The organism is Mesorhizobium sanjuanii, assembly GCF_002529485.1.
Classification (GTDB): domain Bacteria; phylum Pseudomonadota; class Alphaproteobacteria; order Rhizobiales; family Rhizobiaceae; genus Mesorhizobium; species Mesorhizobium sanjuanii.
On record NZ_NWQG01000189.1, the window covers coordinates 1 to 19,333 of the forward strand.

The window sequence follows — 19,333 nt, forward strand, 5'->3', positions numbered from 1 at the left end:
CTGCTAATCTCCCCCCTCGAGGGGGGGAGATTAGCAGCGCCTCGCCCTAAGGTTCGGCGTCGAACACCGGCGTGAACGCGCGGATCGTGCAAGGCGTCGGGTTCACATGCCGGATGCGCACCCTGCCCTGCCCTTCCCAACTGTCGTCGATCGGCACCTCGACGTTGCCGGTGAAGAGATCGGCCTTGCCGTCGGGCGCGACGATGCTGGGCATCCGCACCGTCTCCCAGCGCCCCCGCAGCAGGGACTGCACTTCGAGCCCGGTGGTGTCGGTTTCCAGTAACGACATCATCACCTTGGCCACCTTCTTGCGGCGGCCGATGATGGAGCCGTCGCGGCCGCCGACATCGAGCTCCAGCGTCTCTGCTTGCGCCTGATAGGGAAGCCCGACCTGCCACGTCGTTGCGGTGGCGCTGCCGGGCAGCGTCACCTGGCCGGCGGTCACGACGAGGCCCTTGTAGACCTTGCCGCCGGCCAGCACGTCGACGCTCTCGCCATCGAGATGATCGAGCCCGGAGACGGCGTTGACGGCGGCGCCCGAATAGGAGAGCCCGCAATCGACCTGAAAGGCATCGTCGAGGCCGCCATATTCGAAGGGCGGCGTCATGATTTCGATCGTGCGTTTCGTCACGCCGGCGATGGTGCGTTTGACGAACAGCCAGACGTCGTCGACACCGCTCTGGCCTGGCGTGACGGCGATGCTTTCAACGAACGCCCACCGCGAACCGGCGGAGCCGCCGAGGCGATGCCGATGCATGCCGCGCACCTCCTGGCTTGGCTGATGCGTGTAGCCGCCGAGCTCGCCATTCTCGAGCGGGAACCACAGCACCGGATCGGGATCGGTCTGGAAGGCCAGTTCCACGACTCCCTTTTTCGGGATGTGCTCGGAAATCTGTCCTACATCGTCTGATGTGAAGCGGCCCGTTGACGCTTGCGTCAGTTCCGCGATCGATCGGCGCGAACGCGTCACATAGAGGAACGACTGCCCTGCATCGACGGGGCGGATGCGGGCGCAGCCAAAGGTGCGCGAACGCCGGTTCTTGAACGAGGATGGCGTCAGCGCCTCATCGATGCCCGAACCGGACAGCGCCCTGATGCCGCCCGAGGTGCCGATCAAAAGCGCGCCGTCGGAATCGGCGATCCAGACGATGTCGTTGGCCTGGCCGCCGCCGGCCTGGACGAACTCCAGCGCGTCGTCGTCCTTCTCGCCCAGCGCGAAATTGTCGAAGTCACCGGTCGCCGAGGCATAGACCGAGAATTTGCGGCTGAAGGCCAGCCGTTCCTCGTAGAGCGAGCCGGTCTCGACATATTTGCCGGGCACGAAGGTGCCGAGCCGCCAACGCGTGATCGGGCTCAGATCGGGCAGCGCAAAACCATAGAGCTGGATTGTCACGACCGTCGTGCTGACACGGGAGATGATCTTTGCCCAGCGCCAACGGCCGTCCGAACCTAGAATGCGCACCGCCCGGCCGACATCGCTGGTTTGGAAGCCGGTATCGTCGTTGATGCCGACGATCGAAGACGCCGTGAGAGCGAACGGCGTCTGACTGGCCGCCGCCTTGTTCATCGTCACTTCGGCGAATTGGGACGAAGTATTTCCATTGACGCTAAGCCAGCGAAAGCGATGGTATTCGTAGGGCGTCTTGTTGAAGAACTCATAGAACCGCGCTTCGCCACCGGTCCAACCGCTTTCCCCCTGACGGCTGTCGATGGTCGTCCATGTCGAACCATCGTTCGAGCCTTCAATCTTCCATGCGACGGGCTGGCGGTCCACGCGCGTGCCATCGGTCGTGGTGACGGTATAGCGATCCACGATGGCCTGGGCGCCGCCAGGCAGTTGATATCCGATAAAGCCAGCCGTGATGTTATCGAAGAAGACGTCGGTGCCGCTATTCTTGTCGAATGCCTGCCATGCGCTGGACGACCCGCCGGTCGACGTAACAGTGCCGGATGGCGAGGTCAGCCCGGCCATGTCCGGTGTCAGCGAACCGTAGTCGGCTGGCGTTAGCGTCGTCGAGGTATCGTTGATGTCGTCATAGGGGCCATCCTCAAAGGGATAGTCGTCCAGCGTCCATGTCGTGTGCGCCGTGCGCGTCAGCACCTTTGGCGGGTAGTTCCTGTGGGTGATCCACATCTGGTCGGCCGACTGCACATAGGCGAGGTCGAACAGGTCCGCCTCCAGATAGGGTGATGCCACCTCCACCGTGCCGACCCGGGCGCCATAGGCATAGACGCGGATATAGAGGTCGCCGAACTCCAGGCAGTAGGCCTGCTCGGAGGAGAAGATGAACGGGATGCCGCGCGTCTTTCCGGCTGCGTTCTTCACTTCGCCGACGAAGACGGTGCCGCCGCGCTTCCTGATGCCGCCATGCGGCAGCGTGAGGAAATTCTCGCATCTGGCGAGCGCCGCCCGGTAGAGGTCGAGCGAGGCGCGCGCATGCAGGCGCGGCGAGATCTCGCCGCGGGTGAAGACATCCTGGACCGGATAGAGCGTCGTCATCAGCGAAAGACCCTCAAAGCATGGGCAAAAACATGCGAAATCAAAAACGAAAGTCGCCGCGCTGCTGCGACCAGGAGGCGGTGTAGAACCGGCCGCCGCGCTGGATGGCGTTGGCGGTGAAGGCGGCATCGAGCGCCCGGTCATAGGCTGAGCGCGCGATATCGATCATGCCGGACTTGTGGGTCAGCGGATGCGCGATCTTGATGGCGAGTGCCGCGACCAGCACCTCGCTGAACAGCGCATCCCAGTCGTTGGGATCGGTGAGGTTGGCGACGTAGCGGATAAGGCGCGGACCTGGCTGGTCGCAGTAGATCAGCCCGGCCTCCTGCCGCCAGGAGATCGGCACGCCGTCCGGTTCGCCATTCAAGGTCAACGGCAGCGGCCGCAGGCAGTCCACGGGCAGTTCATAGGCAAAATTCAAGGTGCCACTGCCGGTGTCGGCGCCGGCGACGGAAGCCGACAGGATGGCGAACACCCAGGCGTGCTTGGTCAATTCCGCTTCGCGCGTCAGCTCGAAATGCAGATTGAGCAGGCGTGCTGCCTTGACGTCCTGGTCGAGCGAGTCGATCGGCGCCTCGTCGAGCACGGCGAGCGCCATGTTGGCGATATCGAGCGGGGTGATGGCCATGGCGTCAGGCCTCCGTCAACATGGTTGATCGGGCAAAGCAGGGCATGGTGGCCTCCACGGCAAAAAGCCGCTTCGAAGCGGCTGGAAATCTGGGGATTTGTGTTTGGCGGAAGAGTTCTCGCGCGCCGAACCCATCGAGGCGCCGAGAAGGGAAGACGCTAACGCTCTGATTATTGCAGTTTCACGACATCGCCGCGCGACGCTGCGATGGCTTGCGGACTGAACCCCGCGGCATCAGCCGATGCGTGGGTCAGTCGAGGTCCGCCGCTTTTCCCTGGGTTTCGCAGGGGGGCCTGATTGCGGTTCTTCGGCGCGTTTCGCCATCGCCAACCCCCTGTCCAACGCCTCCTGCAGGCTTGTCGTGTAATAGGCGGTGTTTTCCTGACCGCCGACAAGGTTTATGCGGTGGATTTCCCCCTTTTTGCGTATGGAAATGCCCGCCTTTCGTAGCCTTGCCTGAACGGTCTTGTACGTCAAATTCATGGTTAACCCCTGCCGAGACAAGGCAACATCGCCGTTCTTTGTAACTGGCCGGTGCCGGCAAATGATCAATGTGCAACAGGAATAAGGTGGCAAACCTCAAAGTTCGTCCCACGCAGCCCGACGAGCGGGTTTTCGATTCGCCACATCGACGGCCTAGGCCCATCGAGCTAATTGAATGGGGGGCCAAACTTGTCCACAATTGCACCTTACCGAAGCCCAGCGAACGCCTGCTGATCTTGCTTCGACTTGTTTGCCGGCATTTGTCCAAACCCCGACGCCAGTCGGTAAACAAAGGCGGACCCACTGTCCCTCGGGTCCGCCTTTTTTCTTTTGAAAGGCATTGCAACTGCCTCATGCGCAGGGCGGATCGCCGACAGCTCTCCGCCCGCATGCTCAGGCCTCGGTCGTCTTCAGCGCGATGAACGTCATGTTCTTGACGCTGGAGGCCGTGCGATCCCAGTTCGCCAGCGGCGTCAGCCTGAAAATCTGGTGATTGGCGGAATGCCGAAATAAAAACGCGCCGGGGATGTCCCGGCGCGCCAGCTGCGGAGCTCTGGCAGCAGCCTAGAATTTCATGGCGATGCCGACGCGGAAATCATGCGTCTGAAGCGTATGTTCGAGGACACAGCCACCGCCGCAATATTCCAGTGATTTCTTGCCGAAGAACGAGAAGTCGTACTCGCCGCGCAGGAAGACATTGTGGGTCAGCGCCACATCGACGCCGGCGCCGACGATGCCGCCGACAACGGTCGCGTCGCGCTCTGCCGGACCGCCCGGATAGAATGTCTTCAACTTCGCCGCCGTGACGCCTGCGGTCACGAAGGGCAAATAACGCCCCATGTCCATGCCGACCCGCCCCTTCAACGACCCGAAAAGGCCGGTCGAGACATCCAGCGTGCCAGGACCGGGAATATCGTCGAAGGTCGATTTCTTGAATCGATAGCCGAGTTCGCCTTCTACGCCATAGACGATCTGGCCGGACTGGAAATTGTAGCCGGCAAAACCGCCAACGGCCGCGGAGCCGACATTGTGGGTGACGCTGTCGCCGATATTCGGCTCGTGGATCTTGTAGTGTTCGAGCGTTCCGGCGCCGAAGACGCCGGCATAGGGACCCTGCCAGGTCCATTCCGGCGTCTCGACCGGCGCTGTCATATCGGCGGCCATCGCCGGCGCGCATAGCGCGAGCCCGAATACGCAAGCGAGCAATACAGATTTCATCGGATTCCCCAAGTTCCCAAAGAATTTGCCAAGTTGCATTTATCCGCGACTGGATTGCATTGTCTGTAGTAAAAAGATCACACAGCCTGGGACTATTTTGCTTCGGTCAATTTAGTAATGACGCATATAATTGATCTTTGGCTGCCTCTATCCAGGCAGACCTTCCTCCAATTCTTGCGGACGACGATGCCCCTGCAAAGAAGGGCATCGCCGGCCGGCCGTACAGGGCGGGAGTCGTCCCCCCACCTTCCTATACTCAATCGATCAAACCTCGGTCGTCCTCAGCGCGATGAACGTCATGTTCTTGACGCTGGAGGCCGTGCGGTCCCAGTTCGCCGCCAACGCCAGTTCCGCATCGGTGGCGAATTCGCCGGCCGAGGAGGCGTCGAGGAAGCGGGTGCCCGGCACATGCGGCACGAAGTGCCGGCGGCCGACCATTTCGGTGACGCCGCCGCCATGGCCCTGCCGCGGCTTGCGGTCGAACTCCAGCGGCCCGCCTTCCGTATTCACCGGAAGCTCGTTCCACAGGATCGCCTTGTCCTTGAACATGAAGGCTGTATAGACGCCCGCCGCCACCGGAATGTCGTCATCGACGACGGCCCTGAGCCCCATGTAGTAGGGGATCAGCGGCCCGCCCTGCTCCGACGACGGCACATAGTCGATGAGGTCGGCGAGCTTCAGCGCCTTCATCTGCTTGGAGTGCATCCAGATCGTCTTGAACTTGTCGGCGCGGTCGCCCATGAGGTAGGCAGCCTCGATGATGTCGGTGTCGACGATGGAGGCGCCGGTGGTGCGCACCAGATCGCCGCCATCATTGGCGATGTTGTCGGCGACGACGCCTTTCAGGATGCCGAGCAGCGTCAGCTTGTTGGCACGCTGCCAATATTCGGTCTGGCGCCGCACGATCAGCTTCTGCGGGTCGTCGCCGGCCAGGATCGAGGTCAGGTCCGGAACGCCCCAGGCCTGGGCGCGGACATTGCGGGCGGCGACCTCGCGGCGCGAACCGATCTTCTTCATCTCGATGGAATCGGCCGGGTCGTCATTGACCGGTTCGGACGGGTCGTTGCCGAGATCCTTCCAGCCGGGCATGTCGACGGAGCGGCCGCCCATCGAGAGTTTCGAGGCGATGGACGGGTCCGAAAACAGGATCCCGGCCTGATAGATTTCGAGCGACTGGACATGCTCCTCGAACGAGTATTGTGCATAAACGGATGGAACGATCGCGTCCGCGATACGGGTATAAGCGTCTGCCATTTTGTCTTTCCTTCAGGGTTGATGGGCGGAGAAGGTGTGTTGAGATTCAGGTCAGGCCGAGCCGAAAACGATGGCTTTCGAGAACCGGAGCGGAGCGGACATTTGGGTCCGTGAGCACCGGAAGCGCAGAAAGCCGTCGTTTGCAGGCCGGCATCACCTGAATATCGACACAGCTTTAGAGGGGGTTATTGGGCATCCACAGATCCGGGTTCTCACCGGCCTCGCGTGCCAGCCGCCGGGCGCGGGCGGGGTCGCTTTTGACGAGGGCTGAAATCGCCGAAATGTTGCGTTCGCCGGCGGCGTTGCGCTTGAAGGGGTTTTGCCCCCTTGGCACGCCGTCGGCGTCGATCGTGTCTTCCCGGAACATCGCCTCGCCAATGGCCTGGAATGCCTTGGCGATCTGCGGATCGGTCAGGGCCCCGTCAGGCAGAAGGATGCCCTTCGCCTTGTAGGCATCGACCAGGCCGAGCTTCTTCATCGCCCGGTTGGCGACTTCGAGCTTCTGGCGAAAGCCGTCGCTGTCGGTCGGTCCCCAGTCCCGCACGAGATCGTCGTGAGTGGCTTCCACCGAGCGGGCAAGCGCCATCTCCTGGCGCGCGGCCTGCTCGGCCATGTAGCCGACGAAACGGTCGTGATAGGCCTGCGCCACTTTCGGCGTGGCGCCGGCCTCGACCGCCCAGGCCTTGGACGCATTGGCGAGTTCGTCCGAGTAAGCGAAGTTTTCAGGGAGCCCGTCGGGGCGCCTGTACTCGACCTTGTCGGGCGAAGTCAACGGACGCATCGCCTCGGGCAGCCGGGCATGGAACCTGTCCCAGTCTTCCCGAGATGCGTCCGCAGCCGGAACGCGCAGGCTCTCGCCCTGCTGCCGTTCCAGCTCGGCATAGGATGTGAAAACCCGATCGAGGTTTTCCGGCTTGGTCCAGCCCTTGGCTTCAGCAAGCTTGCGGTTGCCTTCGGAAAGACCGTCAAACCAACTTTTGCCGGCCAACGCGGCGGACCCGTTGTCCTCGCTGGCCGGTGGCCGTACTGGGTTGCCCGCCGGCGGCAAGTGTGCCGCCACGGACCCGGCGTCTGCCAGATCTGTCATGTGAGATGTTCCTTTGTTGAGGTTTAGAGAGAGCCGGCGGCGAAGCTGCCAATCTCCCCCCTCGTGGGGGAGATGTCCGGCAGGACAGAGGGGGGCGCGAAGGAACGCGAGCGTTCGCTTGTTTGACCCAGGCTTTGTTCTTCCAAAATGTCAGGCGCGATTGGAGTAGGAGGTCGGCACTCTACGGCGCCCCCCTCTGCCCTGCCGGGCATCTCCCCCACACGGGGGGAGATTGGCCGTCACCTCCGCTTTCGCCAATCACCCAAATCTGGAGGGAGTCTAGACACTATCGCCCCAGTTCTCCCACAGCAGCGTGATCGTGCCGGTCACGGCAATCGTGCCGTCGGCGTCGATGTCGGTGCCGGTGGCGAAGGCGAGGTTGAGATAGAGATCGACCGGCGTCGTCGTGCCGTCGAGCGTCAGTGCCGCGGCGACATCGGCGGTCGAGGTAGTCGACAACGCGGTACCCGCGCCGTCCAGCGTGCGGCCGGTGGAGGGCAGCACATTGACCATGGTGGAGGCCAGCGTCGCACTCGACGCCGCCGCCGAGCCGAGCGACCAGGTCAGCGCCGCATTGTCGTTGATAGTCGAGGCGCGGGCGGTTAGCACCGCGAACTGCAATCTGGCGGTGCCGCCCTTGATACGCACCTTGCCGTCGAGGAAATCGAAGAGCTTCTGGCTGGCATAGGCCTGCGCATCGGCAACCGGCACCTGCATGGCATTGAACGAAAAGACGGTGCGGAAGGCGCCGCCCTGCCCCGTGGTGACGGCTTTCAGGCCGAGCCTGGGCGGGGCAAGGCCGGCCTCGCGGGCAGCGGCACGGCTAAGCGTCCGGGGAAGACCTCGGGTCATGGCATTTCTCCATTTTTGCGGGAATTTGTCGTTGCTATCGGCTCGGTCAGCCGCCGTCGGCGGCCGCTTGTCGAGCCATCAAGGCTGAATCATTTTTGACAGCAAGCTGCTCTATCGCTTTGTTCAAAGACATCTTTCGCCGCGCCACCCCATCAACGCACGAGAAACCATGTCTCATTTCGTGAGGCCCGGTGCCGCCGTTCCGCCGCAATGCGACAGCACTTGGCAAAATCAGCCAGTGTATTAGTTCATTGACTTCAAAGGAGTACCGCAAATGACCATGTACAAAGCCATTGCCGCCGTGCTTGTGACTGCCGCTCTGGCAGGGTGCGCGCAGACCGAGGGGCAGCAACGGGCCGGAACCGGCGCGCTGATCGGCGGCGCCGGCGGCGCCCTCGTTGGCCAGGCCATCGGCGGCAACACCAAGAGCACGGTCATCGGTGCTGCCAGCGGCGCCCTGCTGGGCGCGGTCGTTGGCTCGGCCACCACACCCCAGCGTCGCGGCGAACAGCTCTGCCGCTACCAGGACCGCTACGGCCGCATCTACACCGCCCCTTGCGACGACCGGTACTACAACGGCGATTATTGAGTGTTAGCCCCTTCTCCCCGTTCTACGGGGAGAAGGTCCCGGCAGGGGGGTCCGAAGGACGGGCAGCGCAACGTTCGGAATGCTGGCACGACCCTTACCCTCGGAGCAGTTCGACGCTATCGTCTGGCACTCACGAGGGGGCGACGATGCGTTTTTTGATGACCACGCTGCTGGTTCTCTGTTCGGTTTCCGCGTATGCCAGACAGGCTACCAGCCTTGACCAGATCGACGGTTGCCTGGTCCTGCCGGTTGCCGCTGTCACCTCAAAGCGACTTTCGAAGTGACACTGGACAGGACCGGCAAGCTCAAGTTGATTACCGTCGCATCCTACGAGCCGCATTCGGAGGCAGCAGCAAAAGCAGCCCTGCTACTCTCAAAATCGGTCGAGAGATGTTGGCCGCCGGGCGTCAAAACCAGCCCGATGCGCATAACTGTGGATTTGAGCAAAATCTAGCTATCCCGCGGCCTTGGAGAACGGTGCTCAATCCACATCGGCCTTCACCAGTTGCGAATAATCTTCAAGAATTGGTCCTGCTTACGGAGGCGAGACATTTTGTTGCCGCGTGTTGGCAGGTTCCAGAGGCGGGTTGAGTTCGCCGTACTCCTCCTTGAACTGGTCTCGCCATTCGTGTTCGTCAAGCACGTTGGCGGAGTTTCGGACATCTGCTGAATTAACTCTGGCCCAGGGAGAGTTAGGCTCAAGCACGGCATGCGCGCCTCCAGCACCGATAATGGCCGGGCGATCGTCCCAATGGACGAAATTTGGTGGTCGATTGTCTGATAATGGCCTTATTTCATGCCGTCTTCCCAGTGCCACGGAACATTGAACCGTGTGTTGGCGAGTTCCAGGGGCGGATCAAGTTCACCGTACTTCGCTTTGAACTGACTGCGCTATACGTGTTCGTGAAGCACGTTGGCGGAATTTGCTACATCGGCTGAACTAACCCGGACCCAGGGAGAGTTGGGCTTAAGCATGGCATATGCGCCTCCCACACCAATAATTGCAGGGCGATGGTCCCAATCATCGAAACTCGTCGTTTCCGGCTTGGTGGTGCTCATAGTCGAATCCTTGATTGAGGCACGCCGCCCATCTCGCGCGGCAGTCCGACTTCGACACTCCAATATTCGCCTTGTCAGCCTACAACCTAAGGCTTCCAAATGGGAATATTGTCACTTATGCTTGTGGGCGCAATAGACTGTCAGCTCCTTTTGGGATATATTTGGCTAGGCAGTGGCTCCCCAACTTACCCGATTTGTTGGACTAAAAATCCGGCTGCGGGTCGGGAGCCACTGCCGCTTCCTAAATCCAGCACTTACCTGCGCTGTCCCGTGCCTGATGGATCATCAGCGCTAGAAATTGAGTTCGAATTCGCAGGCGATATTCTCCGAATTTCATAATGATCGTAGTAGCGCCGTCCATCTCTGTTTTCGCGCACCACAATATGAATGAACGCATCATGGCCATCCATTGTAATTGCACGTTCGTAGTGATGCACATTTAGAATTTCAGCTCGACCCAACCGGTCTGGGACGGTTTCGACAAAATGCGCCGAGGCTATTAGATCATCGAGCCTGAGAGCAGCCGCCAACGCACTCCGTGATATTTGTCCCGCACCGGAAGAAAGCGAATGCTTAAGACTCTTCGCTCTAATAATAATCCTTGAGCCATCTTCAGCGTTCACCACGATCTTGCCAGCGAATTTACTGCGGGCGTACTGAAGTACGGCATGAGCTGCATCCAACATCGGCGCCGTCCAAATATCTAACTTAAAGCCTTCAGGGCGTTGGATCTTGAGCGGCGGCCTGTTTGCCAAGCCGGGTGTATGCGTTGCGTGCTCGCCCGCCTGGACTGCCTTCCCTGTACCTGTCTGGGTTACAGCTTCCTGACCGGGAGCAACTTCTGGAATTGGGGTAGTTGCCGCGTCCGAACTCGCAAAGGATTTGGTGGCGATCGGGCCTTCGGCGCGCTTCGCGGCTCCAGAGCCGACCGACCCTATTGCTCGCGGTATTCCTTTCTCGGCGACATAACTCAAGACCCCCACGCACCGCCTTTGTCACCAATGCCTGACACCTAGGGTGCGGTTCAGTTCGCAATTGCCAAGAGCTCATGAGCCTAACGCTGTTCCTCGCGCAGAACATCAATAGTTCTATTCCAGAAGCGCATCAATTCAAAATGCCGTTGCCTGGTCACCCAGATCTTATTCTCCAGACTGACTGGATCGCCGCCCACGATGACGGATGTAATCTCAAACAGTTCCATGTCCTTGCGACGCGAGTATCCGTTTTGATCGCTCATATTCATTCCGACAACCAAGAAAATAGATCGGCGAGGTCACGCGCTATTGTCTCAGCGGATTGCCGATTCATACCTATAAATGGGACGCGTACGATTGGCATGGCTGGATCTTCAGTGTCAAAGCCATAGCCTTCACCTCCTCCGCTCGAGGCCAACAAGAGAATGCCTGGTGCATATTTTTCGACTTAATATTCTCGATTGAAGTCAGCCAATTCTTCAGCTTTAAAGAAGATAGCGTAGTTATCTTTGACAAAACCTTCGCCCCCATTATGCTCTTTGAGAAAGTCGGCATAATCCTTGGGCAACTCGACTCGCAAGCGTGCAGACAGTCCATCTACAACCGCCGATTCGGCCGGCGCGTCAAACTGCCCCTCGGTTAAGATATATCTCACTGCTATCCTCCCAGGTCTTAAGCAACTGATTCCACCATGGTGTAACTTGTTGCCGATGGATACCGCGAGGCAGGACGATCTTGTTGGCTGGGTCAGTCGGACTACCGCCAGACTTCACTGGATTGATTTCATGCACATCCACGGACTGACCAACAAGCCCTTGCTTTCGGTGGATAATGCAGTTAACTTTGTTGGCAGCGTTTCTAGCCGCATTATACTCTATACTCTCCAAAAATCTGAATGGACCTTCCGGCTTCGGAACTACCGCTGGATAGCCTGTCCAACCTGAAATTGAGAAGCTGCCTGAGGGGAAATTGGCAGCTTCGCCGACACCGCTTCTTCTTAGCAGCGTCGTGATTTGGCGAAATCAGCCAGTGTATAGTTCATAGGCTTCAAAGGAGTAGCAGACAATGACCATGTGCAAAGCCATTGCCGCCATGCTCGTGACTGCCGCGCTGGCGGGATGCGCAAAGACCGAAGGCCAACAGAGACTTTGCCGCTATCAGGATCGCTCCGGCCATTACTACACCGCACCTTGCGACGGTTACTACCGCGGCGGTTTTTGAGCGATAGCGCGGCGCTCATCTTCCCTTCTCCCCTTGTGGGAGAAGATGGCCGAGCGAAGCTCGGTCGGATGAGGGGTGTTCCAGGGAACACCAACGCCTCATGTCTTCCAGCACCCCTCATCCGTCTCGGCGCTAAAGCGCCGATCCACCTTCTCCCACAAGGGGAGAAGGGGCGCCTAGGACTCCGCCCGCGCCGCCTTCTCCAGTGCCACGAGCTGCGCCTCGTCCAGCGTCAAAAACCCCATTATGTGCTGCACCACTTCGGCGCGCGCATTGCTCAAGGCGCTGTGCAATTCGAACCCGTTCGGTGTCCTGGTCCTGGCCATCCACTCGCCATAGGACGGGCGGCGGTAATAGCCGGTCGTCGCCGCGAGGTCGGCCAGCACCATCTCGCCATCTTCTCCGGAAAACACCCTGAGATACGCCCTGGTCAGCGCCTCCCGCGCCTTGGCCGGGCCGCCGGCCTGCCCGGAACGGGCGAAGCGTTTCCGGCTCATGCGCCGGCACCCGGCGCAGCCGGTGCGCCCGGCACATCAGGCCCGGCCTGCACACCCTGCAGCATGCCTTGCAGGCCATCGAGCAAGCCGCTGTCGCGCGCCTGAACCGCCGCCGGCACCGCGTCCTTGGCCGCCTTCCCTGCGGTGGCGATCGCCGCCATGCCGGCCTGCGCCTGGCTTGCCTTGGCGCGGGCGTCACGCAGACCGTCCACCTCCTCCTTGCGGCGAAAGATGCGCTGCGGGCTGCGGCCGGCGCTCTGCACGATCTTGATCGCCTCGTCGCCGTCGATATTGTCCATGATGCCGGGATCGAACTGCGCCATCTGCATGGCCGTGGTCACCACCTGGATGGTGTCGCGGGCTTCGGCCGAGCGGCGCAGCACGTCGAGCGGGCCGGTGAAGGTCGGCCGCACCGCCTTGCCGGCCAGGCTCGCCGGCGGCAGGAAACGGCTGTCCTCGTCGTAAAGCCCCTTGTCCTCGAGAATGCCGAGCTCGCGGTCGAGATTGCTGGCAAATCCAGCCTGGATGATGGAGCCCGACGGTCCCAGCAGCGCGCCCTTTTCCTCTTGCCTTATCAGCGCTTCGGTCGCCGTCATCTGCGGGTTCTGCACCAGCGTCTGGAACAGGTTGACGAACATCATGTCGCGGATTTCTTCCGCCCGGCTCTCGGCGTAGTTGAACGCATAGGTCGGGTTCTGCCCGGTGGCGATCGGCGCGATCAGCGGCCGGCCATTGTCGTCGATCAGGCCGGGATAGTTCTCGCCGGGATTGAGCACCGGCACATAGTCGAGCCTGGCCTTCGACGCCGTCGCCGGATCGGTGACCTGCTGCAGGGCGCGCAAGCCGGAGCGACGCACGGCGTTCTCCTCGCGCACCGTGGTCAGCGCCTCGATGGTCGGCGAGATGCCATAGGGATCGCCTTCATAGCGACGCCAGTTGAAGGTCGACACCGGGAAGGAGCGGAAACCGCTTTCCCTGACAATGACCTCCTCGTCCTCGATGACGTGATAGGAAGCAAACGCCGTATCGAGATATTGGTGGGAGCCGCCCAGCCGATACATCCTGCGCTCGTCGCGCGGCTGGATGCACTGGATCAGCGAGATTTTCGTTTCGCATTTGGCCGGATCGTCGACCAGCATCCTGATGCGCGCCGGCAGCTTCTCATAGCCGAGCAGCTGCGCCGCCTGCCGCGCGGTGCGCTCATAGCGGCGGTGGAAAATATCGACCTGGCCCCAGCGGTTGCGCGACAGATAACCCTCGACCACAGGGATCGAGGCATAGCGGATCAGCGTGTGGGGCGCGAACCCTTCCTCGGCATAGAGATAGGCCGGCCCGTAGCGGACGACATTGCGCAGACACGCCTGCGTTGCCGGCACGAAGTTGGAATTGGCGGAGTAGCGCAGCGCGAACAGGAAGTCGCGCAGGCTTTCGGCCCATTCCTTTTCCTCGTCGCTCTCCTCGTCGTTCATCTCGGCGGTGGTCAGCCCGTGCCACTTTTCCGATTGCGGTATGATCAGGCTTTCCAGCCCCGCCGCCAGCCGGTTGGCGGCCGAGTTGATGGTGTTGGCGTAGACCCGGGCGCCGCGCCGCTCCTGCCGCTCGGCCTGCGAATCCGGCCCGCCGGCCCTGCGCCCGTTCCAGACATCGGGCGCGTCGGGGTCGCAGAACTCGGACACGGCCTCCCAGACATGCTCGTACTGGCTGCGTTCGCTCTCGAGTTCGGCCTGTCGCGACAGGATATCGCGGGCACGGGAATCGCTCATGGTTTGCCTCGTTGAAACTGAGAATCTCCCCCCTTGAGGGGGAGATGGCCGCGAAGCGGCCAGAGGGGGTCGGTCCGACTGGGCTCGGCCCACTGCGGCAGATCGAGGTTGGCGCCCTACGCGCGGCGACCCCCTCTGTCGCCTTCGGCGACATCTCCCCCTCAAGTGGGGAGATTACCAATTGTCATCTTTTGCCCACTTCCTTGGGCTACGAAGTCCATCGTGGCGGGCCTTTTGCAGGAGGCCAATGTGGCAATGACGGAAAGCCTACAAGGCGCCCTCAAGCGGCGTAGCAAACAGGTTGCGAAGCAGCTTATCGGCTATGATTCCCGCAACTGGTTGCGCATCAGGCAGATCGAGGCGTTCACCGCGTTTCTCGAAGCGGACAACCGGAAATCTTCCCCGGTGATCGAGGTCTCGCCCGGCTGGAACCGGTACTGGAAGACGATGTGCAGCAACTACACCTCGGTCGACTTCCCCGACTTCGACATCTGCAAGGATCGCACCGAGCGGCAATATCAAATCGTCATCGCCGACCAGGTGCTGGAGCACGTCCAGCGGCCGCTGGCGGCGGCGCGGAATATCCACGCCATGACCCAGCCCGGCGGCTGGGCGATGGTGGCTACGCCATTCCTGTTTCGCGTCCACGCCAGGCCGCACGACTACAACCGCTGGACGCCAGCCGGCCTGAAGCAGGTGCTGGTCGAAGGCGGTTTCGCTGAGGCCGACATAGAAGTGTTCGGCTGGGGCAACAAAGCCTGCGCCAAAGCCCATATCGGCGGCCCGGTGCGCGCCTACGGCCTGTGGCGCGATTTGAGCAATGACGAGGAATATCCGCTTATGGTCTGGGCGTTCGCGCGGAGAGCGTAATCTCCCCCCTCGAGGGGGAGATGGCCGCGAAGCGGCCAGAGGGGGTCGATCCGACTGGGCTCGCCTCCTGCGACAGATGAAGGTTGGCGCTCTACGCGCGGCGACCCCCTCTGTCGCCTTTGGCGACATCTCCCCCTCAAGGGGGGAGATCATCCCCGCCGCTTCACCAACCTTGCCAGCCGCCGCCAATACCACCAAGGCCAGCCGCCCCGGTTCCTGAACACCCGTTTCATCGCGCCCATCTCACACTCCCAGCAGCACGCGGCGCTTGCCGGTCAAATCGCCGGGCGCGAGATCGGTCTTCACCGTGCCGGCGGTGCCCTGGCGCTGCTCGAGCTCAGCCCGAAGTGCCGCCTCGCGCGCCTGCACGTCCTTGTCCTCGGCGGTCGGTGTCGGTGGCAGTGGCTTCAGGGCGGGTGGTTTTTGAAACAGGCACATGGTTCCAGCTTTCTCTTGTCCAGTCGAAGAGGATGAAGGTTTCGCCGTTCCTGCCATAGCCAGGCAGACGGCAGCGTTCAGTGGCGCCGAGCCGGCCAAGCCAGCGCAGCGCCAATTCATTGGCCGCCAGCGCCCGCGCCTCGACCCGCCACGCGCCGCGCGCCGCAACTTGCGGCCCGAGCACTTCATGGAAGAACCGCGTAATCTCGGGCACGCAGCGCCGCATGCGGCGCGTGCCCCAGCTCCAGGCGATCCACAACCCGCCGCGCTGTTCGGCGGCGCCAAACCCGGCCTCCGGATTGCCGTCGAGCTCGGCGACATAGGCAAACCCCTGCAGCGCCGTCAGCGCCAGCAGCGCCGGAGACCACTGGTCGAGCTGGCAGTCGATCTCGGCCTGATCCTCGGGACGCAGATTGGCGGCGATGTAGGAGAGATCACGCAGCGTGGCGGGGATGATGCGGGGGGTCATGAGGTGGCCATGGCTTTGCCGTCTGGCGCAGAGCAGAGAGTGATTAGATTCGCTTCGTATCGCGCGCGGACAAGCACCTACGTATCGACGGATGAGCAAAGCCCGGTCTCGCCTAGGTTGGAGGCGCGACGCTTGTCACTTGAGGAAGAGAAAAATGAAACCTTAGCGGGCTTCACCTTTCTCTTTCCGACGACTCGTCCCTTCACTCTCGCTATCGTGTGGCTCGGCGAAGTCTGAAGCATCCCGCTGCAACCTCTTTAAATTGGTTTACTCATAGCTTCGATCAAAATTCAGGCAAGGAGTTCACATGAACGATAAGGCCATGACTGCGTATCGGGGCATCCTGGTGGAAATCAAATACCGAGTAGAGGCCATTGACGCTATTCTTGAGGGGCAACTCCCCTTACGTGGGCGGATAGCTGAGGAGCTTTGCTATCTACAGCTGAGAATGATCTGTGAGCTGATCGCCATAGGATGCTTGATTATTCACGGGAATCTCTCCGCGAAAAAAGCTGATCTCCTGAAGTCATACAAAGCAGACTGGATACTGAGGGTTCTGAGCGAAATGCACCCTAAGTTCTTCCCCACACCCCTTGAGCCCAAAGATTCGGATGGATCGCCACCAGCCTGGATTCATAAAACCGACGGATTTATGAGAAAAGGGGAATTAATAGAATTTTACAACAAGCACGCCGGTGCGAAACTCCACAGAGGGTCTGCAAGAAATATACTTAAATCCGATGGGCCTCTGGACTTTCCCAGCATTAAACGATGGCGAGATAAGATAGTTGGTTTGCTGAACAGGCACATTATCACGTCGCCAGACGAAGAAAACATCTGCTATTTCATTATGAATGATGGGAACGACAACGTTCACAGCGCCCTGTTTCAGCACGTACGATAGTTCGGCCCCCGTAAATCCCTCGATTTGGACTTGTATCTGGTGACGGTTGGGCAGCGCAGCTAGGCCCGGCTTCGCGATCGCTATATCGACTTCGATCTTCAGGCCGGCATGCACGCCTCCTCACCGAAAAGCCCCCAGCGGATCGCTCTGTCCCGCCTTCCGCCGCGCCGGCCGAAACTCCGCCGGATCGACCACCGCCTCGCGCAGCATCATCACGCCATAGCGGGTCGCGGCCATCAGATCGTCGCGCAGCTTCACCACCTGGCCGTCCTTGCGGTGGTAGAGCCGGAACTCCTCGAACCAGGGGAGAAGCGTCGAAAACACCTTGAAGCGGCCAGATTGCATGCGGTCGAGCATCTCCATCAGCCCGGCCTCGACCGAGACCGAGCCGTCCGGGAATTGCGCATGGCGGGTCAGCATGTTCAGCCCGTGCGCGGCATATTGTTTGGCGAGTGCCACGCCGGCGCCTTCCAGCGTCTCGCGGCGGCCGTCGCGCGGCCATGCCCAGGGCAGCCACTCGCCCCATGGTCTCAAGGTCAGCGCCTGCATGGCCGGCGTCTGCTGCGAAGCGCGGCAGGCTTTCGAGACATAGACGACGTCGGCCTCCGTATCCCAGGCCAGCTCGACGGCGGCGGACGGATGGTCCCAGCCGAAATCGAGCGCGCCGAGCCGCGGCCAGTAGCGCGGCAGCCGGAACGGCTCGCAAGAGATCAGCTCTTCGGCGATCGGAAAGATGCGGCCCGAGCCCAGCACCGGAATGCCCCTGGCGCGCGCCTCGCGCTCATGCGCCGGATAGGCGGCGACGATCGCGTCGCGTTGCTCGGGCGAATAGTGCCCGGCATCGTCGATGGTCATGAAGGTGACGTGACGTGACATATTAGCTTGCCGTAATTAGTTGCCGAGACGAGCAATCGCCATTGATAATACTGTTCATCAATGCGAAGTTGCTGACGAATCGAGGGAGATACATGATCCGTATAGCAATCGTTTTAGCCATTGCCACCAGTGCATCAGCATGCCAATCGAACGTTCCGTATGATACGAATAAGAAGACTTGCAGGATGTTCACCAATTCTGGCACAGGTTACAAACGCGAAGTTTGCATCCCAGACACACCGAATAAATCATGCCATGTCTATGGCAACAAATATACAAGTGATCAAAGGATATGGTGTACCCCGCTTACCCGGAAAGCAACCGATCCCAAGGCCCGCGCCAGGCAGCTCGCGGGCCTCAAGTACCCCTGATTCGACTTGATCCATCTGTTTGACGATCAACTCAAGCTGATCTGCCGTCGGCAGACCGATGGCCGCGGCGCCGGCCCAGGCAGGACGTTGGCCTTGTTGCTGGCCCCCCATGAGGGCCCCTCTCCGGCCGCTGCGCGGCCACCTTTATCCCTTCGCGCAGGCATGGTGAGGTCCATCCGGCACCCTCTGATCTTTCCCTTTGCGGCTTTATGCGCTAGGTCTTGCCCGGCATCGGCGAAACCGATGCGTGTTGGGCCGGAGCGTTGCGCGCGGCCTGTACTCTACGCGGGTGGGAAAGCCACTCTTTGCCATGACAGATCTATTCGAGGCGATGCGCCTGTCCGCCGAGGACAGCGAGACCGCTCATCTTTTCTTCAGCGAAGGCGGCAAGATCCTGCTGCCGCTCGGCAAATCGACAAATGCCATGACCGGTCCGGAAATGCTGCAGCGGCTGATGTCACCCTCCGATGACGACAACGGCGCGCTTGCCAACGATTTTCTCAGTGAACTCGGCAAGACGGTTCCGCTGGAAAGCCTGCGTCTCCTGCTCATATCGGGCAATGCCCGGACGCGAGCGACAGGTGCGTTTCTTGCCACGTTTCAAAACCAGAACATCAGTTCGATGGTAGGCGAACTGGCCGCGTTGCTGGCAGATGACAACCCGCGCACGCGCTTCGATGCCGTAGAGTCTATCTTGCGATGCAGCACGCGTGGCGATGGCGACTATCTGGCGCAAGCATTATTTGCTCTGGCAGATGAGCATGAGGGTGTGCGCATGGGAGCCATCCAGTTCGTGCGCTTTGCAAAGGACTGGCAGTTGAAGTTCGCCCGCCAGCGCGCCGCATCGCTCAGGCCGGGAACGCCGTTTTCGTCGATAGCGGAAATTTCCGGGCAGTGGCGGGACGATGCGTCAGGCACGATCCGTGCGATGCTGGACCATGCCGAGCCGGTGGTGCGGCGCTACGGTCTGGGGCTGGCTGGCCGGGCGAGATTGGTCGTCGTTGACGCCTATATCGAATGGGCGCAGGCGTCTGCCGATCCAGAAATCAGCAAGCTGGCGACGAATTGCTTCGAGCACAACCAGATATCGCAGCATGCGGTCTGGCATTCATCATTGCCGGCAGCCACCCGAACTCGCCCTGACCGAAAGCGGGCGCGAAGGTGACGTGACGGGGCATGGATGGTTTCCGCTTGAATCAGTTTGGCAGAGGCGGGACCTAGGGTGTTGTTTGGGCGGGAGCTTTGAATGCCTGGGTTCCTCGCCCCCACGAAAGTGGGGG

General features: G+C 61.0%; 20 protein-coding genes. 5 read left to right on the forward strand and 15 right to left on the reverse strand.

The window, feature by feature from the left end; all coding sequences use genetic code 11:
• Nucleotides 1-46 precede the first annotated feature (46 nt).
• The 7 genes from CN311_RS25010 to CN311_RS25045 form a co-directional block, all read right to left on the reverse strand.
• Nucleotides 47-2,500 (reverse strand): phage tail protein, encoded by a 2,454-nt coding sequence (locus CN311_RS25010; RefSeq protein WP_097576346.1) that lies wholly within the window; start codon nt 2,498-2,500, stop codon nt 47-49.
• Between the two features lie 40 nt (nt 2,501-2,540).
• Nucleotides 2,541-3,128: a phage connector family protein gene (locus tag CN311_RS25015; RefSeq protein WP_097576347.1), complete on the reverse strand. Its 588-nt coding sequence runs from the start codon at nt 3,126-3,128 to the stop codon at nt 2,541-2,543.
• Nucleotides 3,129-3,362: 234 nt separating this feature from the next.
• The gene (locus CN311_RS25020) at nt 3,363-3,611 is read right to left on the reverse strand and encodes a hypothetical protein (RefSeq protein ID WP_097576348.1); all 249 of its coding nucleotides are present in this window, start codon (nt 3,609-3,611) and stop codon (nt 3,363-3,365) included.
• A gap of 564 nt (nt 3,612-4,175) precedes the next feature.
• Nucleotides 4,176-4,829, reverse strand: a complete 654-nt coding sequence (locus CN311_RS25025) for an outer membrane protein (RefSeq protein ID WP_097576363.1) — start codon at nt 4,827-4,829, stop codon at nt 4,176-4,178.
• A 264-nt stretch (nt 4,830-5,093) separates the two neighbouring features.
• Nucleotides 5,094-6,083, reverse strand: coding sequence for a Coat protein (locus CN311_RS25030; protein WP_097576349.1), 990 nt, complete (start codon nt 6,081-6,083; stop codon nt 5,094-5,096).
• A 175-nt stretch (nt 6,084-6,258) separates the two neighbouring features.
• The gene (locus CN311_RS25035) at nt 6,259-7,170 is read right to left on the reverse strand and encodes a hypothetical protein (protein ID WP_097576350.1); all 912 of its coding nucleotides are present in this window, start codon (nt 7,168-7,170) and stop codon (nt 6,259-6,261) included.
• Nucleotides 7,171-7,449: 279 nt separating this feature from the next.
• Nucleotides 7,450-8,022, reverse strand: a complete 573-nt coding sequence (locus CN311_RS25045) for a hypothetical protein (RefSeq protein WP_097576352.1) — start codon at nt 8,020-8,022, stop codon at nt 7,450-7,452.
• 274 nt (nt 8,023-8,296) lie between these two features.
• Here CN311_RS25045 and CN311_RS25050 point away from each other — a divergent pair, with 274 nt between their 5' ends.
• On the forward strand, nt 8,297-8,611 hold the full coding sequence (locus tag CN311_RS25050; RefSeq protein ID WP_097576353.1) for a YMGG-like glycine zipper-containing protein: 315 nt from the start codon (nt 8,297-8,299) through the stop codon (nt 8,609-8,611).
• A 1,313-nt stretch (nt 8,612-9,924) separates the two neighbouring features.
• On the opposite strand, the gene CN311_RS32325 is transcribed toward CN311_RS25050, so the two are convergent.
• The 3 genes from CN311_RS32325 to CN311_RS33535 form a co-directional block, all read right to left on the reverse strand.
• Nucleotides 9,925-10,644, reverse strand: a complete 720-nt coding sequence (locus CN311_RS32325; RefSeq protein WP_133117255.1) for an LPD3 domain-containing protein — start codon at nt 10,642-10,644, stop codon at nt 9,925-9,927.
• Nucleotides 10,645-10,724: 80 nt separating this feature from the next.
• A complete protein-coding gene (locus CN311_RS25060) occupies nt 10,725-10,907 on the reverse strand; it encodes a hypothetical protein (RefSeq protein ID WP_097576355.1) in 183 nt (60 codons plus the stop codon).
• A 185-nt stretch (nt 10,908-11,092) separates the two neighbouring features.
• Entirely contained in the window at nt 11,093-11,299 is a 207-nt protein-coding gene (locus CN311_RS33535; RefSeq protein ID WP_245440942.1) for an SMI1/KNR4 family protein, read from the reverse strand.
• A 410-nt stretch (nt 11,300-11,709) separates the two neighbouring features.
• Between CN311_RS33535 and CN311_RS32715 the strand changes: the two genes are divergently transcribed.
• Nucleotides 11,710-11,865, forward strand: a complete 156-nt coding sequence (locus CN311_RS32715) for a hypothetical protein (protein ID WP_165779837.1) — start codon at nt 11,710-11,712, stop codon at nt 11,863-11,865.
• A gap of 176 nt (nt 11,866-12,041) precedes the next feature.
• Here the strand turns inward: CN311_RS32715 and CN311_RS25075 are convergent, their stop codons facing one another.
• Together CN311_RS25075 and CN311_RS25080 are read right to left on the reverse strand one after the other, a co-directional pair.
• Nucleotides 12,042-12,362 (reverse strand): Bbp19 family protein, encoded by a 321-nt coding sequence (locus tag CN311_RS25075; protein WP_097576356.1) that lies wholly within the window; start codon nt 12,360-12,362, stop codon nt 12,042-12,044.
• Nucleotides 12,359-14,125: a portal protein gene (locus tag CN311_RS25080; RefSeq protein WP_097576357.1), complete on the reverse strand. Its 1,767-nt coding sequence runs from the start codon at nt 14,123-14,125 to the stop codon at nt 12,359-12,361. Before CN311_RS25080 ends, CN311_RS25075 begins: the two co-directional genes overlap by 4 nt.
• Nucleotides 14,126-14,380: 255 nt before the next feature.
• Here CN311_RS25080 and CN311_RS25085 point away from each other — a divergent pair, with 255 nt between their 5' ends.
• Nucleotides 14,381-14,995, forward strand: a complete 615-nt coding sequence (locus CN311_RS25085) for a methyltransferase domain-containing protein (RefSeq protein WP_097576364.1) — start codon at nt 14,381-14,383, stop codon at nt 14,993-14,995.
• Between the two features lie 243 nt (nt 14,996-15,238).
• Here the strand turns inward: CN311_RS25085 and CN311_RS33700 are convergent, their stop codons facing one another.
• Both CN311_RS33700 and CN311_RS25090 read right to left on the reverse strand, forming a co-directional pair.
• Complete coding sequence (locus CN311_RS33700; protein ID WP_280954053.1) at nt 15,239-15,364, reverse strand: hypothetical protein; 126 nt, start codon at nt 15,362-15,364, stop codon at nt 15,239-15,241.
• Nucleotides 15,333-15,902 (reverse strand): hypothetical protein, encoded by a 570-nt coding sequence (locus tag CN311_RS25090; RefSeq protein ID WP_097576358.1) that lies wholly within the window; start codon nt 15,900-15,902, stop codon nt 15,333-15,335. Before CN311_RS25090 ends, CN311_RS33700 begins: the two co-directional genes overlap by 32 nt.
• A gap of 307 nt (nt 15,903-16,209) precedes the next feature.
• Here CN311_RS25090 and CN311_RS25095 point away from each other — a divergent pair, with 307 nt between their 5' ends.
• Nucleotides 16,210-16,806 carry a hypothetical protein gene (locus tag CN311_RS25095; protein ID WP_097576359.1) on the forward strand — a complete coding sequence of 199 codons (597 nt, stop codon included), beginning with the start codon at nt 16,210-16,212 and terminating at the stop codon, nt 16,804-16,806.
• A 120-nt stretch (nt 16,807-16,926) separates the two neighbouring features.
• Here CN311_RS25095 and CN311_RS25100 read toward each other — a convergent pair whose 3' ends face one another.
• Nucleotides 16,927-17,682, reverse strand: a complete 756-nt coding sequence (locus CN311_RS25100; protein ID WP_097576360.1) for a phage terminase large subunit family protein — start codon at nt 17,680-17,682, stop codon at nt 16,927-16,929.
• Nucleotides 17,683-18,384: 702 nt separating this feature from the next.
• Here CN311_RS25100 and CN311_RS25110 point away from each other — a divergent pair.
• Complete coding sequence (locus tag CN311_RS25110) at nt 18,385-19,218, forward strand: hypothetical protein (RefSeq protein ID WP_133117256.1); 834 nt, start codon at nt 18,385-18,387, stop codon at nt 19,216-19,218.
• The last annotated feature ends 115 nt before the right edge of the window (nt 19,219-19,333 follow it).

Excerpts from the sequence above, each read along its gene's own strand:
- CN311_RS25085 (WP_097576364.1), top strand. The coding sequence starts at position 14,381 with ATGACGGAAAGCCTACAAGGCGCCCTCAAGCGGCGTAGCAAACAGGTT.
- CN311_RS25025 (WP_097576363.1), bottom strand. The coding sequence starts at position 4,829 with ATGAAATCTGTATTGCTCGCTTGCGTATTCGGGCTCGCGCTATGCGCG.
- CN311_RS25080 (WP_097576357.1), bottom strand. The coding sequence starts at position 14,125 with ATGAGCGATTCCCGTGCCCGCGATATCCTGTCGCGACAGGCCGAACTC.
- CN311_RS25010 (WP_097576346.1), bottom strand. The coding sequence starts at position 2,500 with ATGACGACGCTCTATCCGGTCCAGGATGTCTTCACCCGCGGCGAGATC.
- CN311_RS25090 (WP_097576358.1), bottom strand. The coding sequence starts at position 15,902 with ATGACCCCCCGCATCATCCCCGCCACGCTGCGTGATCTCTCCTACATC.
- CN311_RS25110 (WP_133117256.1), top strand. The coding sequence starts at position 18,385 with ATGCGCCTGTCCGCCGAGGACAGCGAGACCGCTCATCTTTTCTTCAGC.
- CN311_RS25060 (WP_097576355.1), bottom strand. The coding sequence starts at position 10,907 with ATGAGCGATCAAAACGGATACTCGCGTCGCAAGGACATGGAACTGTTT.
- CN311_RS25100 (WP_097576360.1), bottom strand. The coding sequence starts at position 17,682 with ATGTCACGTCACGTCACCTTCATGACCATCGACGATGCCGGGCACTAT.
- CN311_RS25035 (WP_097576350.1), bottom strand. The coding sequence starts at position 7,170 with ATGACAGATCTGGCAGACGCCGGGTCCGTGGCGGCACACTTGCCGCCG.
- CN311_RS25045 (WP_097576352.1), bottom strand. The coding sequence starts at position 8,022 with ATGACCCGAGGTCTTCCCCGGACGCTTAGCCGTGCCGCTGCCCGCGAG.
- CN311_RS25050 (WP_097576353.1), top strand. The coding sequence starts at position 8,297 with ATGACCATGTACAAAGCCATTGCCGCCGTGCTTGTGACTGCCGCTCTG.
- CN311_RS32715 (WP_165779837.1), top strand. The coding sequence starts at position 11,710 with ATGACCATGTGCAAAGCCATTGCCGCCATGCTCGTGACTGCCGCGCTG.
- CN311_RS25015 (WP_097576347.1), bottom strand. The coding sequence starts at position 3,128 with ATGGCCATCACCCCGCTCGATATCGCCAACATGGCGCTCGCCGTGCTC.
- CN311_RS25075 (WP_097576356.1), bottom strand. The coding sequence starts at position 12,362 with ATGAGCCGGAAACGCTTCGCCCGTTCCGGGCAGGCCGGCGGCCCGGCC.
- CN311_RS25095 (WP_097576359.1), top strand. The coding sequence starts at position 16,210 with ATGAACGATAAGGCCATGACTGCGTATCGGGGCATCCTGGTGGAAATC.
- CN311_RS25020 (WP_097576348.1), bottom strand. The coding sequence starts at position 3,611 with ATGAATTTGACGTACAAGACCGTTCAGGCAAGGCTACGAAAGGCGGGC.
- CN311_RS25030 (WP_097576349.1), bottom strand. The coding sequence starts at position 6,083 with ATGGCAGACGCTTATACCCGTATCGCGGACGCGATCGTTCCATCCGTT.